Annotated in this window: 12 protein-coding genes; 4 read left to right on the top strand and 8 right to left on the bottom strand. The window is 51.1% G+C overall.

The features are described 5' to 3' along the window. Positions 1–15 precede the first annotated feature (15 nt). From KK062_RS22685 to KK062_RS22665, 5 genes are all read right to left on the bottom strand, one after another. Complete coding sequence (locus KK062_RS22685) at positions 16–666, bottom strand: immunoglobulin-like domain-containing protein (protein WP_254086649.1); 651 nt, start codon at positions 664–666, stop codon at positions 16–18. A gap of 26 nt (positions 667–692) precedes the next feature. Further along, positions 693–2,171, bottom strand: a complete 1,479-nt coding sequence (locus tag KK062_RS22680; RefSeq protein WP_254086648.1) for a SusD/RagB family nutrient-binding outer membrane lipoprotein — start codon at positions 2,169–2,171, stop codon at positions 693–695. A gap of 21 nt (positions 2,172–2,192) precedes the next feature. Beyond that, positions 2,193–5,369, bottom strand: a complete 3,177-nt coding sequence (locus KK062_RS22675; protein ID WP_254086647.1) for a SusC/RagA family TonB-linked outer membrane protein — start codon at positions 5,367–5,369, stop codon at positions 2,193–2,195. Between the two features lie 437 nt (positions 5,370–5,806). Next, the gene (locus KK062_RS22670; RefSeq protein WP_254086646.1) at positions 5,807–6,439 is read right to left on the bottom strand and encodes a response regulator transcription factor; all 633 of its coding nucleotides are present in this window, start codon (positions 6,437–6,439) and stop codon (positions 5,807–5,809) included. Continuing rightward, complete coding sequence (locus KK062_RS22665; protein ID WP_254086645.1) at positions 6,423–9,419, bottom strand: ligand-binding sensor domain-containing protein; 2,997 nt, start codon at positions 9,417–9,419, stop codon at positions 6,423–6,425. The genes KK062_RS22670 and KK062_RS22665 overlap by 17 nt, the downstream gene beginning before the upstream one ends. 135 nt (positions 9,420–9,554) lie before the next feature. Between KK062_RS22665 and KK062_RS22660 the strand changes: the two genes are divergently transcribed. The 3 genes from KK062_RS22660 to KK062_RS22650 all read left to right on the top strand — a co-directional run bounded on the left by KK062_RS22660 (position 9,555) and on the right by KK062_RS22650 (position 12,876). Continuing rightward, positions 9,555–11,939, top strand: coding sequence for an ABC transporter permease (locus KK062_RS22660; RefSeq protein ID WP_254086644.1), 2,385 nt, complete (start codon positions 9,555–9,557; stop codon positions 11,937–11,939). A 99-nt stretch (positions 11,940–12,038) separates the two neighbouring features. Further along, on the top strand, positions 12,039–12,599 hold the full coding sequence (locus tag KK062_RS22655; protein ID WP_254086643.1) for an RNA polymerase sigma factor: 561 nt from the start codon (positions 12,039–12,041) through the stop codon (positions 12,597–12,599). After that, a complete protein-coding gene (locus KK062_RS22650; protein ID WP_254086642.1) occupies positions 12,592–12,876 on the top strand; it encodes a hypothetical protein in 285 nt (94 codons plus the stop codon). The genes KK062_RS22655 and KK062_RS22650 overlap by 8 nt, the downstream gene beginning before the upstream one ends. Before the next feature lie 6 nt (positions 12,877–12,882). Here the strand turns inward: KK062_RS22650 and KK062_RS22645 are convergent, their stop codons facing one another. Further along, positions 12,883–13,518 (bottom strand): hypothetical protein, encoded by a 636-nt coding sequence (locus KK062_RS22645; protein WP_254086641.1) that lies wholly within the window; start codon positions 13,516–13,518, stop codon positions 12,883–12,885. Positions 13,519–13,636: 118 nt separating this feature from the next. On the opposite strand from KK062_RS22645, the gene KK062_RS22640 reads away from it, so the two are divergent. Continuing rightward, complete coding sequence (locus KK062_RS22640; protein WP_254086640.1) at positions 13,637–14,239, top strand: DUF4202 domain-containing protein; 603 nt, start codon at positions 13,637–13,639, stop codon at positions 14,237–14,239. Here the strand turns inward: KK062_RS22640 and KK062_RS22635 are convergent. Together KK062_RS22635 and KK062_RS22630 are read right to left on the bottom strand one after the other, a co-directional pair. Next, on the bottom strand, positions 14,205–15,230 hold the full coding sequence (locus KK062_RS22635) for a bile acid:sodium symporter family protein (RefSeq protein ID WP_254086639.1): 1,026 nt from the start codon (positions 15,228–15,230) through the stop codon (positions 14,205–14,207). The genes KK062_RS22640 and KK062_RS22635 overlap by 35 nt on opposite strands. Continuing rightward, positions 15,227–15,484 carry a hypothetical protein gene (locus tag KK062_RS22630; protein ID WP_254086638.1) on the bottom strand — a complete coding sequence of 86 codons (258 nt, stop codon included), beginning with the start codon at positions 15,482–15,484 and terminating at the stop codon, positions 15,227–15,229. The genes KK062_RS22635 and KK062_RS22630 overlap by 4 nt, the downstream gene beginning before the upstream one ends. Positions 15,485–15,512 lie beyond the last annotated feature (28 nt).

Raw genomic sequence — 15,512 nt, 5'->3', positions numbered from 1 at the left:
CTTATCAATTGAAGTCTATTGTTTGACAAAAGTTCTGAAGGCATCACCATATCCACCATTGATTACAACCCAGGAGAAGGAAGTACCCTCGGTTATCTCCTCCAGATTGCCATAGAAAGGACTGCTTTGCACGAGCTGGTAAGGCATATCGATTCTATGCGTGTCGTAGTGATAGAAACGAACGGTAGTCGATTCGTCGGCTTCGTCGGTTGCGACACCACCCACGTTACTCGATGTGTACAGGCCCGGGATACCTGGCACCGGCGCCACGGTGGTAACCCCACCTACACCAGCATTACGCTTATAGTCACCGCTGATGTCAACATCCGCGACGTTTGGCGAAATTACACCTACATACCGAAATGCTCTAGCGGGGAAACCATCTTTGTTCGTGGCAATGTACTGGATCGTATACACGCCCGGAACGTTGGGATTTACCTGATCTCCGGCCACTTGCACTTCAATATTCTTTCCTTCTTCAACCGCTGTCACACCTGGATCTGTCCAGCTACCACCCTGGGGTATACTGTTCCACTGCTCACCATTCATCGTGAGCGCTGCATAAAATGTCACCTTTGACACGCCTTCCGTCGATTCATCGTCGCATCCATACAAGAACGCCACGACCATGACCAGGGCTGAAACTATATAAAATCTATGTTTCATTGTTGTTTTCTTTTTTTGTACTGCCACTACTTCTGATCCCACCAAATTTTCGTTGTTGCCGGCACTTGAGCTGGCGTATTCGGGTTTCTGTTCTGCTCCGTCTCAGGGAACAACAGGCGTTTTGGATAGTTACCCTTGCCGGTTACCCCTCCGATAGGATATACCAGGTTACCCGGTGTGTAAGTTTCACCGTAGGTTTCTGTAGTATATTCAGGATATCCCAGTCGGTTACGCTCAAAGAATGCTTCCAAACCTTCAATGCCTGCCAGCGCCACCCACTTCTGCATGGCAATAGCGCGCAGGTTCTCTTCCTCTGCACCGTTAGGATATGCATAAGGCCCATCGTCCTCATAATACTTGGGAGCCAATGTATCAGGCAGGTTCATACGATCGAAGGCGGCGCGAATACCGGCTTCATACAGACCCTGGGCTGCTGCTGTACCAGGGCCCATGCCCCGGGCAGCCACCTCTGCCCGAATGAAAAGTATTTCCGGAAGAGACATGAAATACAATGTATCGGTGGCATTTATAATCGCTGTAGAAATATCGTCGGGAACGATGCTCACCGTAGATTCACCGAAATTTCCCTGTTCGATGCCCCTGTAGCCATTCTTGGGTTTTGTAAACAACGCCTTACGGCGCAGTGTATCATCGTTAGCTTCGAGGTATTCCATGAAGGTCCGGCTCGCCTTGATGTTTTCTTTTGAGTTCAGCTTGCGGCGGTCTGCTTCGAAGAGCGGGTTGCTTTTGTTCTCGACGTTATCAAACTGCGACATGGCCGCGCTCGTTGTCAGGAAATTTGCGCTCCCAGTATACAGCGCTTCGATACCACTCTGCGCTAACGCAGGGCGAGCATAGATCTGGCGCAGGTATATTTTTAATTTTAGCGTGTTAGCAAATTGAATCCACCGATCTACATCACCATTAAACAACAAATCTTGCGTGCCCGGATCCGTATTGGTGCTTACGTCAAAGTCCTTGCTCAACGCTTCGTCGATACGCACAATGAGTGAGTCATACACTTCCTGCCCTGGGCGGAAGTGCGGGTGCTGAACTAGATTTCCTTGTAGCGCTTCATCAAACGGTATCTCATCATAAATATCAGCCATCATTTGATACACATAGCTCTGCATCACGGTGCTCATGAGGTACAGATTCCAATCGCCTTGCTTTTTTGATTCATTCCGGGCGAATTGCAGATCTTGCAAGGAGCCACTATAGACCTCGTTAAAGTCTGTGTTCAGCGTAGATTGCTGAACGATGTAGGCGTCAAGGTTTTTGTATTGGTTCGAACCGTTGTTCTGCGCCCAATACTGTACCCACATACCACCCATGATGTTATAGTTGGTTACCAGGCTGGCACCGGCTGATGCAATCCCAGCAGGGAGTGCCAACGCCGGAGTATTGGTCGGTGCGTTGTTCGGATCTTTATTCACGTCCAGGAAATCGCTGCAGGACGCGAGCACGACGGCAAATGTCGTTAAGAATATCGCTATCTTTTTCATGATCTTAATCTGTCTAATGTTTTAGAATCCGGCTTTCAGGCTGATACCATAGCTTCTTACAGTGGGGCCTACGGCAAACTCACCTGAAAATGCGCTTACCTGAGAACCATTGTAACCGGTAATCTCCGGATCGACGATGTTATTGGATGACGGTGTCCACAAGAACAGGTTTCTACCGACCAGGCTCACATTGAGACTGGAGATCGGTGTGCTCTGCAGCAGCGATGAAGGCAGGTTGTAGCTCAACACCACTTCGCGCAGCTTAACAAAGGTTCTGTCGAGTACGTGGCCGCGCTCCTGGTACAGGTTCGTCGACGAGTTCATGTATTCGGAGAAGTTGTTTACCGATACCGGAATGTCGTTCTCTACATATACCGGTGCATCGTCTGAGCCTACTTGTTTCACCGAGTTCGGTACGATGAACGGCTTACGGTCATTGTACAGCGTGTTAGTCGAATTGCCCACGAATTCCATCAGGCGCTTGGTGTATGAATACATGTCACCACCGCGACGGTAGTCAAAGGTGAATGCCAGGCTCAGGCCTTTGTAGGTAAACTGGTTGCTCAGACCGGTAATGAAGTCGGGCTGCATGTTACCAATGAACTCTTTCTCAGCAGATGCTGTCGGAATACCTTGTGCGTTGACAATAATGCGTCCATCCGGATCGCGTGCGTAATCAACAGCCTTGTAAGCACCCACCGGGCGGCCTTTGGCAGCGACGAAGTCGATACCATAGATGCTATTGATGAGGAACTCGTCGAGACCATCCGCCAGGGCAATTACTTTGCTGCGGTTGAATGTCCAGTTGCTTGACAGCGTCCAGCTGAAATCACCTACTTCGATCGGCGTCACGGTTACTAACAACTCAAGACCTTTGTTCTGCACTTTGCCGAGGTTGTTGAAAAACGTGGTGTAGCCAGTCGAGTTGGCCAACTGTACCGGCAAAATCTGGTCTTTAGTATTTTTGTTGTAGAGGGTCAGGTCGATACCGAGACGGTTCTGAAAAAATTTCAGCTCAGTCCCTACTTCGACTTCGGTCGTGATCTCAGGTTTCAGGTTGGGGTTACCCAGCTGGTTGGCTACCTCGAACGCGTTGATGCCTTTGACCGGAAAGTCAAGCTCGCCGAATGACAGCTGTACATTGCCCGGTACAAATACATTGTATACACCGTAGGGATCGGCGTCGCGGCCTGTCTGTCCTACGGCTACGCGCACCTTACCAAAAGAGAGCGGACCGGAGATAGACGGGAACATGTCCGAGAACACCAGGCTGGCATTTGCCCCCCCGTAGAAATATGAGTTGTTGCCTTTAGGCAATGTCGAGGACCAATCGTTACGCGCTGAAGCACTGAAATACAGGTAATCCTTATACGAGAAGGAAGCTTGCGCATATACGCCTATAAGCCTACGCAGCGATTCGAAAGTATTTACCGTCGGTGGATTGGCGCTGTTGGCTAATGAGTAAAAGCGGGGAACGCTGAGGTTGCTGGCATAGGCATCGTACTCATCCAGGCTGCGTTGGTTCACGTTATGCCCGATGAAACCATCAAAATTGACGTCAGAAGAAATCTTCTTGTTGAACGAAATAATGAGGTCACTGTTTACCTCGCGTGAATAACGCGAACGGTTAAACACGGTACCCGGCACATCGACCTGGCTCGCATTGTATCCTGCATCGTTGAAGTTCGCAATCGCGATCCAGTCCTTTACCTGCGAGTTAGCAACGTCCGTGCCGATGCGCCATTTTGCGCTCAACCAGTCAGTCAACTGATAGTCGAAGTTGAGGTTACCCTGAATACGGTTTTCGATAAAGTCGTTGCCGTTTTCTTTCAGTACAAACCAGGGGTTCTGGTTGTACGGCGTATAGAAATTGTCCAGGTTGTAAAACTTGTTATTGTAATCCTTCATGTCCACCACGCTCAGATCGTTGGGTATCTGGATCATTTCCTGGAACATCGTCGCACCATTAGCGCCCTGCCCTACCGTTACAGCTTTGGCATTCTTGAGAAAGTAGTTGATGGACGATGAAACGCTTAACTTCTTGCCTGTGTAGGAACCTCGAAACGAGAAAGTATTACGTTTGTAGGAGTCGGCATTGGTGGGAATGATACCATCTTCCGCCGTGTTACCATAGGAGAAGTAGTAGGTTAACTTATCGGTACCACCACTAACCGAAATGGTATTCATGAAGGCAGTGCCGACATCATAGAAGTCGCGAACATTATCCTCCAGGGCCACATAGGGTTTGATCAATTGCGAATTGTCTACAACGTTACCCCAAATCCGGGTACGACCGTCGAATTTCGGCCCCCAGCTTCCGTTCTGTGTGTAATCGTTGATACCGTTCCACCCCTGACCGAATTCTTGTTGTACTTCGGGTAAGCGCAGCGGTGTGCTGAAGGTGGCCGAGCTACTTAGGCTTACGCGGAGGCGGTCGCCTGTCTTACCTTTCTTAGTGGTGATAACAATTACACCGTTCGCCGCACGTGAACCGTAAAGGGCAGTCGCCGAGGCGCTCTTCAACACCGTAACCGACTCGATGTCGTCGGGGTTGATGTCGTTCGCGCGGTTACCGAAGTCCTGCTGGCGGTTGGCGTTGTTGTTGTCGGAAGTAAAGTTGTTAAAGCCGTTGTTGATCGGCACACCGTCTACAACATACAGCGGGTTGTTGTTACCACCAATGGAGTTTACACCACGAATAGTAACGAACGTCGCTGCACCGGGCTGACCCGAAGACGAGTTTACAATCACACCGGCAACTTTACCTTGCAGCGCGTTGATGGGGCTGAAGGAACGTCCTTGTGATACCTCTTTACTGCTGACAGTAGACGCGGAATAACCCAGCGCTGCCTGGCTGCGTTCCACCCCGAGGGCGGTAACAACCACTTCGCTTAGTTGCGTCATGTCTTGTTGCATCGGTACGTCGATAACCGAACGCTGCCCCACTTCGATCTCTTGTGTGACCAGGCCGATGAACGAGAATGTCAGCGTGCCACCGGTAGCGGGGATAGTGAGTGTATACACCCCGTTTACGTCAGTCGTGGTACCGTTTGTGGTACCCTTCAGCAAGACGTTCACGCCAGGCAGCGTGGAACCGTCTTCTGCTCCTGTTACCTTGCCGGTAACGGTTCGTTCCTGTGCCCAGGCTACACTTATATGCAGCAGGCAAAGGAATCCAATTTGTAGAAATTTCCTCATACTTGTTAGGTTAATGATTTTTGAAATTGACCCCACGCCGGTAAATCGTTATGCAGGGATTACCGGTATGTTACTTTTTCAAAACTCCCAAAAGCACGGGGTAAAAGAATGACGAAGGAGAGGGTATATTACATGTAATGTTATACCACTATTTGGGGTAATTATAAATCTCCTTTACCTATGGACAAAAAAAAGCCCCTCCATCTGAGGGGCTGATCCTGCCGAAATTTTCTCCATTAACCTAAACTTATGAATAAATTTCTCTTTCGTGACGAGGTAGGATCGTGCAGTAAAATTGGTATCTGCCGCACTAAATTCCATCCCCCGGATAGGTTGATTTTAAAAAGCGTGCTTTCTTCCCGCATAAACCGGTAGGTGTCACTATTCTCACGACACCGACATTTGGAAACGTTAGCGATCAAAAAAATTATATTTGGTCAAATCAGTTTTTCCAGGTTTGCCTTGGCGATTGCCTCCGACTTGCTGTTGACCTGCAGTTTGGAGTAGATATTTTTTATGTGTGTCTTTGCTGTTTCCTTCGAAATAAACAGCTCCTCGGAGATCTGTGTATACGTCTTGCCCTCTGAGATCAGCTGCAGTATTTCGGTCTCGCGACGCGTGAGCGGCGAATTGGGATTCACGTGAAAGTTGTCGATTACCATCCGCGCAATGCGGCTGCTCATCGGTGCACCGCCCTTAACAATTTCTTCCAGCGCCGCGAGCAGCTCCATGTAGTTAGCGCTCTTGGTGATGTATCCGGAAGCGCCGGCCTTCAACGCCTCAAACACCAGCTCGCTGTCTTCGTACACCGTCACCATCACGATATCAATGTGGGGGAATTTCTCTTTAATGATCTTAGCGCCCTGTATACCATTGATGCCCGGCAACTCGATGTCCATGAGGACAATCTCGGGTTTGTCGCGATTGATGTTGTCGATGGCGTCTTCGCAGTTGCCATAGGCATTGACGACCATAAACTTCTGCGAGCTGTTGACGATCAGGTTGAAGCTGTTTCGGATCTCCTGATCATCTTCGATCAGCAGAACGCGTTTTTTAAAGGGTAATGCCATAGTGCGGTTTTTTGGTGATTTTGAAGGTTAGCGATATGCGGGTGCCTTGCTCCGGTACGCTGTGTATACGCAAAACAGACCCGAGCTTATCGGCTCTGTCGCGAATATTTTGCAGACCATTGGTTTTTTGTGCTTCTGCGGCCTTAAAGCCAACGCCGTCATCCTCCACACTGAGCTCAAACCCGTCTTCGCCGGCACGCGTCAGCGATAGCTTAACGTTCTTGGCCTCTGAATATTTGAAGGCGTTGGTCATCACTTCTTTGAAGATGAGGTTGGCGTCGCGGCTAAAGCCGTAGGGCAATTTGATCTTTTCGCGCACGTCGTTGAAGGCCCGGAACTGGATAGATTTTTCTTCAAACAGCTTTTCGCCAAAGTCGCGAATGTGAAGGAAGAGCTTGGACAGCTCGTCGTTTACAGGATCAATGGACCAAATGAAGTCGCGGGTACCCGTATATAGATACTTGGCAGAATTCTCGACCTTGGTATATAGATCGTTGTTGTTACCGTGGCCATTGCCGTTGCTATTGAGCTTCAGCAAGCTGATATAATTGATAATGCGTGTCAGCTGGTTGCCCATCTCGTCGTGAAAGTCACGCGCAATTTCCTTCCGCAGGTTTTCCTGCTCGCGAATTCGAATGCGCTCGAGCAAGATCATTTTGTTGACGCGTTGTTTTACACGCAGGTATAATACAAGTGTAACAACCCCGGCCAGCAGGATAAATGCACCCACGATAAATGCCGCCGTCTGGTAAAACGGCGCTTTCACCGCGAAGGGATAGTTGACGCGCACCTGGCCCCAGCTGCCGCGCTTGTCGGTGCTCATCACGTGCAGCACGTAATTGCCGGGGGGCAAGTTGCTGTACGTTACCTGACCAATGGAGGAAGGGCGCGACCACTTTTTGTCGAAGTTCTCGAGATAGTATTGAAACTTTACGGACTTGGGGTAACGTTTGTCCACGCGGTTGAACGTAAACGTCAGGTGATTGCGGTCGGGTGGGAACTGCGGATTCACAGGCAGGTTAAAGAAACCTTCGCTGGATTGCGCGTATTGTAATGGCGAGTATTCGCCATAAAAGACCTGTAGCGAGGTCAGGTGTAAGTCGAACGAACGCCAGGGTTTGTCGCTCATGTCATTGTATTGGTATAGACCGTCTACAAGGCCAAAGTATTTGCCGTGTGGCGTCAGGTCGAAGGCGTTGGAGTTTGTCTCGACACCGAGCAGTCCGTTGTCATAGCCGTAATACAGGTTTTGCACCATTTCGAACTGTGCATTCAGCTTGACGCGATTGATCCCCTTTTCACTGCCAATCCAAATATTCCGGCGCTCGTCTTCGGTAGCAAAGTAAATAAAGTCGGATGCAAGTCCTTCTTCCAGGGTGAGAAAGTGCGACTGGCCGTGAACCGGATCGGCAATGACAACACCGGCGCCTCCGGAGGCGATCACCAGTAACGAGTCGCGATAGGGTTGTATGCCGAAGGCAGCAGTATGCTGAAAGCCGGGAATGGGCACGGCTTCGAACCGACCACTTTCACGCAGGCGTTGCAGGCCGTTTACATCGTTAGAGACAAAAACCGTTTTATGATAGCGAGAGTAGTATACATAGCGAACGGAGTTGGAGGCCAGGCCATCCGCGGTGGTATAATTCCGAAACTTGTGGCCATCGTAGTACGATAACCCGTTGGTCGTCGCAATCCACATACCGCCCTGCTCATCGAAGTCGATCGCCATGACGCTATAGCCGGCCAGGCCCTCCTTCCGGCCGTACCAGGTGAAGTCGTCATCGGCTTCGCTGTAGCGGCCCAGACCATACCCTGAGCCTACCCACACGGTACCGTCAGGCGCTTGTTTGACCGTGCGTATATCGTTACGGTAGTGCTCCGTCGGATCAGCAAAATATTTAACGTTGCCCCCGCGCACATGGCAAAGCCCTTTGTACATGGAGCCAAACCACTGGGAACCATCGCGCGCGTTGAGTATCGCCATGACGCCGCCAAATTCGCCATTGGTCCGCTGAAAGTCCTGCATGGAGTAACGGTACAACCCGTTGCCATTGGAAGCCAGCCACGTGTTTCCTTCGGAGTCGACGATGACTTCCTGAATGGTGATGTCCTGCAGGATGGTATCGGCGTGAATCTTGCCTTGCGTCAGCTTTTGACGCACGAAATTCATCCCATTGGAGGTCCAGAAGATGTCTTCTTTTTCGTCGTACAGCAGCACGTAATCTCCCAGATTCCAGGCTAGTTTTTCAACGCTGTGGTCGCTGTAATTTAATTTAAAGAGCCCGCGCTCGCTTTTAAACAGCACCTGGCCTCTGTAGAGAAACACATTATAGATTTTACCGGTAGGCTCTTCGGAAGAGAAGGTAAATGAATTTTTCGCAGTTTGAATCAGGAACGAGTTGTCGTCGAGGAAAAAACAGCTGGTGCCATCGGGAGTTTTGATGTGTCGCCAGATGCTCTTGCCGGGTGCGATGGCTTTATCCCAATACACGACCGTGTCGCGGAAGATCTTGGTAAGTGTGCCCGTGGCATTGACGGCAAAGACGGTGTCGCCGCGCTCCAGGACGTAGCGCATATGGTGTCTATTGCGCTGGCGGCCGTCGGGGTTATAAAAGCGTTTGAAGGTGGTGCCTTCTAACTTCGACATGCCGTTGGGGTGAACGATCCAGATATGCTGGCGGCGGTCGATGTGGAGGGCAAGGATGTCGTTGGATAAAAGGCCGTCGCGGGTGGTATAGACTTTAAATTCGCGGCCGTCGAAGCGGGCCAGGCCACCGCCCTGGGTGGCGATCCAGAGGTAGCCGTATTGGTCTTCGCGCAAGGCCATGACCTGCGACTGTGGCAAGCCGTCGATGGCGGTGTAATTGCGTGTGGAATACCTTGCATGCTGCGCCTGTACCCCCAGCACGACCAGGAAAAGCAACAAACCAGGCAGATATCCCTTTGCACGGACCTTCACGCTACAAATAACGCATTTCATATGCTTTCCGTTATCCCTTAAATTACGGTATTTGCTCCCAGAGCCGTATCCGTGCAACCCGCAGGGGTCCACGCGCGTCTCTAGCACAATTACGGAACGATAATTTAACCTATTCGCCCTAAATCCCGGAAGATCATGATCAGGAATTACTTTATTATCGCCCTACGGTCGATTCGCAAGCATCTCTCCTACGCCACCATCAACATCCTCGGCCTGAGCCTGGGGCTGGCCACGTGCATTTTGCTGGTGACATGGATCGGGCACGAGCTACGCTACGATCGGTTCTACCCGCGTGCGTCGGAAATCTATCGGGTGTCGCTGGAATACGCCGCGGGCGGACAGGCATCCAAAATCGCCCTATCGCCGACCGCCCTGCTGCCGACCCTGACGCGCGAATTTCCCGAGGTCGAAGCCGGCGTCCGTCTCTCCAATAATGCCTGCGTGCTGCAGCACGGCGACAAGATTTTTGAAGAACAACGCTTCTACTACGCGGACAGCACGTTTTTTAAGGTCTTTGGTCTGGAGCTAATGGCAGGCAACCCCGACAAGGCACTGACGCAGCCGCAATCCGTGATCTTTACACAGTCGATGGCCAGAAAATATTTCGGCAGCGAAGACGTGGTGGGCAAGACACTGCAAGTCAATGGCAAAGAATATCAGGTCACGGGCCTCCTCCGCGACCAGCCCGACTATACCATGCTGCCCTACGACTTTGTCGCGTCTTTTACTACGCTGCGGCAAGCCCACGAGCCTCCGATCTGGTGGAGCGCCAACTACACCACATACGTGCTGCTGCGCGACCAGGCCGACGTGGCAGCGCTGACAAACAAACTCAATGAGCGCGTAGCAAAAGAAGTAGCCGGCGACATCCCCGGCGAAGGCAATTACGTGCGGTATAATTTCTTACCGCTACCCGACATTCACCTGCGCTCGGACATGGACAATGAACAGGTGCCCGTCGGCAACCTGCAGTATGTATATATTTTTGGCTTCGTGGCATTGCTCGTGCTGGTCATTGCCTGTATCAACTATGTCAACCTGGCGACCGCCCGCGCCACCGACCGGGCCCGCGAGGTGGGCGTACGTAAAGTAGCCGGCGCCGTACGCACGCAGTTGTTCTTTCAGTTCATCTGCGAGTCGCTGGTCATTACCTGGATTGCACTTGTCGCGGCCTTTATGCTGGCGCGGCTAGCGCTGCCCTTGTTTAGTTACATGACCGGTGTAGCGTTCGATTCGTCGTTGTTCCTGAATCCCGCGGCGTTGGGAGTGGCCGTTGTTTTTACGACCCTGCTGGCCTTCCTGGCCGGTGCCTACCCCGCACTCGTCATTACGGGATTCACGCCTGTAAAAGTACTGAAGGGTAATTTCAAGACCTCCGGCAAAGGGCTCTGGTTGCGGCAGGGGCTGGTGGTATTTCAGTTCTGTGCCTCGATTGTATTGATCGTAGGCACGGTAGTGGTACTCCATCAACTGTCATACATCCGCGATAAAAAGCTGGGCTTCGATAGAGAACGTGTTGTTGTACTGACGGCGGACGCGCGAACACAGGAAGTCTTTTCAGCCTTAAAGACCGAAATAGAACGGCAGGGCGTTTCGCAACAAATAGGCCGGGCGATGGAGTCGCCCACCCTGATCGGTGGCGGCTATTCCCTTCACAAACAAAACGGGAGCGAACAGGAAGGTATGAACGTAACAGCCATGGCCATCGACACGGGTTTTATCCCGACCCTGGGAATGGAGCTGGTCGCAGGGCGTAATATCAGCGAAGGTGATTATGAACAACTGGCACACGATACCACCTATGCTTTCATTCTAAATGAAAACGCTGTACAGCAATTAGGCTTCGACCCTGACAAAGCCATCGGCACACCGGTACGCCTGAACGGGCGAAGTGGGACGATAACGGGCATCGTGCACGACTTTCACTTCGCATCGCTGCAACACGAGATCGGGCCGCTGGTATTGTTCACCGAAAAAATCTATCGCGGCAATGTGTTTGTTAAATTAAAGGGCCACGACATTCAGCAGGAGCTGGCTACGTTGAAAGCCATCTGTCAACGTCTTACACCCCACCGGCCATTTGATTATCACTTCCTGGATCAGGAATACGATGCCCTGTATCAGAACGAACAACGCATGGGCACTGTCAGTACGGTGTTTGCCATACTCGCGATCGTCATTGCGTGTATGGGGTTGTTTGGATTGGTGGCATTCTCGGCAGCACAGAAGACGAAGGAAATCGGTATCCGCAAGGTGATGGGTGCTACCGTACCGAGCATTGTGTTGCTGATTACAAAAGATTTTACGCGCCTGGTGCTGATCGCCGTGGTCGTGGGATTACCGTTGGCCTACTGGCTGATGGATTCCTGGCTGCAAGGGTTTGCCTATCGTGTTTCGGTAGGCGCAGGCCCTATCGTACTGGCATTCTTTACGGTAACGCTGATTGCATTTGTTACCGCCGGAGTGCAGGCGCTACAGGCAGCGCTGGCCAACCCCGTGAATACTCTGCGCAACGAATAACCGTTGCGCCCGAGCCGTTCGGGCACAAAGACCGGAAGCCAGCATGTTTATTTGTGACTTCCGGTCCTTCTTTGCATTATAGTGATGTATTTGCACCGTATGTCAGAAGCCGAAATACAACAAGAGTATGCGATCCTCGAACGATCCAAGCGCAATCCGCGGGCTTTTGGAGAGCTTTACGAACGCTACTTCGACCGGATCTTCAACTTTATCTACCGACAGATCGACGACGAAGATGTCACGGCCGATCTTTGCTCCCAGACCTTTCTTAGCGCGCTGCGCAACGTAAACCGGTATGAGTTCCGGGGGGTGCCCTTTTCGGCATGGCTGTATCGCATTGCGAGCAACGAGGTAAACAAGTACTACCGCAAGAAAAAACGCGACAACGTCTTTAGTTTGGAAGAGGTGCGTGTGCGCGAGCTTATCGAGCAGGCGCACGAGCCATGGGACGAAGAAGTCTTGCAAAAGCTGCTGGTTTACCTCAAGAGCCTTCCCACTGACATGCTGCAAGTATTAGAGCTGCGTTTTTTCGAGGACAAGGATTTTAAAGAGATCGCTTTTATCCTCGACATCACGGAAAGCGGCGCAAAGATGCGTACCTACCGGGCGCTGGACAGATTAAGAAAGAATTTTAACTTACGGATCAAGTACGATGTCTAGGAATGAAATACGGATCAGAAAGAATAGGGTAAGTCCAGGCGACATTGCGCGTCACCGGAATTATGGCAAACTGATGCGCCGCCACGATCGTTACCTGAAAATGAAGCGGTCGATCATCGCGTTGGTTTATTTTCTGATTATCACTCTGATGATTCTCGTCTATATGCTGACGAAACGTGCCGAACAGAAAAAGGCAACACCCGCACCGCAAGAGAAAGCTGTGCAAACCGTGCACTGTGCTCCCCCCACGCGTACAGGTGTCGCCACGATTGAGTGAGTTGATTTAGAAGACACCAAATTTCAAGGTGGCATTATACGATATACTGCTCAGGTCGCCGTCGTCCAGACCGCGGCCTTCACTACCAAATGCCTTGCGATAAGAAATACCCGGACTGAGACGTGCCCAACGGAACAAGTTTATCTCTACTTGTATACCGGGCTCTGCTACCACAAACCAATTCTCATCTCTGTGATCATCCAGGTCATCAAAACGCTCATCAGACCAATCGTGACGATCATATTGCAGCGTAAAGCCTGCACCGGTAAACAAGTGCGCCACCAGGTGTACAGCACGATTGGAGGCAAGGACATATTCGGTCACCAAACCGCATTGGCCATATTGATAGCTCAACTTGGCGTCGGGCATGGTGCTGTATTGAAGTGGCACCGGCAAATTGTTTGTCGTAGCGCCCCCGCCTATTCCTATTAAGAAGCGATGGTTCAGGTATACACCACCGTAAGCTTCCACGTAGTTGGCATACTCGCCGCGAATCTTTGTGAACTTGTTTGACAAGGCTCCATACCCACCGATGCTGATGCCGTTGCCACTCCCGTGAAAAACGGTTTCGATATCTTGTGCATACGTACTGCCGGTCCACGCCAGAAGCACTACTATCAGAATTGTAAATTTCGTTTTCATACGCTATAGAAGATTATATTGTGTTGTTTCGTGTATGTCGTTATGCTCTTAGGACATCCCACTTGCGCGATACCCCTATGACATTGAAAAAAAATCAAATTATTTCTCATTTTTGTCCATGTCCAATTCCGAGAAGCTTTCCCAGGCCTTTGCAGCCTTTGATGCGTACAACGCCAACGACCCGACACTGGAGGTTTTTGACGGCACGCCCTATCCCAAAGAATTATTGTATGCGCAACGCATGACAGCGCGCCTAAACGATTTCCAACCCGATGCCTCTGACGCCGTGCAGCTGGCCGCACGAAGCCAGCACATTGGCCGGTGGGAAATACCGCGCAGTACGTACACCATGGATAAGAAGGGTTATCTACAGTGGCGAAATGCGGAGAAGAGCCATCACGCGAAAATTGCCGACGACATCCTGACACGTCAGGGTTTTAATGCCGCCACGATCGAGCAGGTACAGTTTCTATTGTTGAAAAAAGAGCTGCGCACCAATACGGATACGCAATTGCTGGAAGATGTTATCTGCCTTGTCTTTATTGAATATTATTTAGAGGAGTTCGCTTCCCGTCACGAAGACGAGAAAGTTGTCGACATTCTTTTCAAGACGATGAAAAAGATGTCCGCCCGCGGTCTACAGGAAGCAGGTAAAATACCGGTGTCAGCACACATGCAGGAATTGATCAGGCAGGCGGTTGTGCGCCTGACGGCTTCGTAGCAGCCTGCGACGCTATACGTTTGGCGATCATACTGGAGAGAATCAGTTGGATGGCATGGTATACCATGATCGGTAACAACACCAATCCCGCGGCGGGTATACCGGCAAAAAGAATCTTCGACATGACCGTGCCGTGTACCAATGATTTTTTTGTGCCGCAGAATACGGCGGTGATGCGGTCCTGATCGGCAAAGCCCATCCACCGGCTGATATTGCCGGTCAATAGGAAGACGACGGCAAAAAGAACGGCCATGCCGGCAAGCAACAACAGCAGTGCCGACGGGTGCAAGGCGCTAAACATGTGGCCGGCAAAGGACTCGCAGAACGATATATAGACAATAAGCAGGATCACGCTTTGATCCATGATGCGCAGGGACGCACGCTTGCGCACTGCCCAGGCTCCCAACCGCGTAGAATGCAGTACAATGCCCAGGCCTACGGGAGCCAATACCTGAATACCTAATTTAATAATGACGGCGCCGGCGTCAAAGCTGTGCACCTGGTTTTCCAAAACCGGGCTCATGAACAGGGGTGTGATGATCACGCCGAGTAAACCGGAGATGCTGGCATTAAAGATGGCCGCAGGTATGTTACCACCCGCCATCGACACCATAACGACGGATGACGATACTGTCGAAGGCAGTACAGTGACGTATAATATTCCCAGCCACAACAGCGGCTCTCCCCACGTGCCTGCCAGGAAATATAAAGCGAATCCGATGAGGGGAAAGAGCATAAAGGTAGATGCCTGTACAACCGTGTGAAGCCGCCAGTTGCCCAGGCTCGCCTTTAGTGTCTTAGGGCTAAGCTTTAGTCCGTAAAAAAAGAAGATAAGCGTAACACCGTAATCGGCTATCACAGCCAGTGATACGGGATGCTCCATAACGCCCGGAGCAGGCCACAGATATGCCAGGAAGATGGCGCTGCCTGGTGCCAGAATAAAACCGTCGAGTCCAATGCGTTTCAGAAAAGCAAAGAATGCTCTGCTCATTTCCGTTTTAGCTTATCCAACCATTGGTTGGCCTCCCGCTGGCGGCGGATGGAGCCATTGGCCAGGTGTTGGGCCAGGCGCTCGCTCATGGGGCCGCGGGATGTGAGGTGGAAATAACCACAATCCTCACACTGGTACACGGCGATGGGACCGCTGCCAAAGGCATACTCATACGTAGTTTGTGCCTCTATGAGCACATCCTCTGCAAATTCCCGCGAGGGGAAGCACTTCTTATGGGTTACACACTGCGCCATGCTAAATTCCCGCTATTCTATTAACTTG

Origin of the sequence: Dawidia cretensis (genome assembly GCF_018598175.1) — a bacterium.
Lineage (GTDB): Bacteria > Bacteroidota > Bacteroidia > Cytophagales > Cyclobacteriaceae > Ohtaekwangia > Ohtaekwangia cretensis.
The sequence above is the reverse complement of the archived record's forward strand: the minus strand, read 5'-3'. Positions and strand labels throughout refer to the sequence as shown.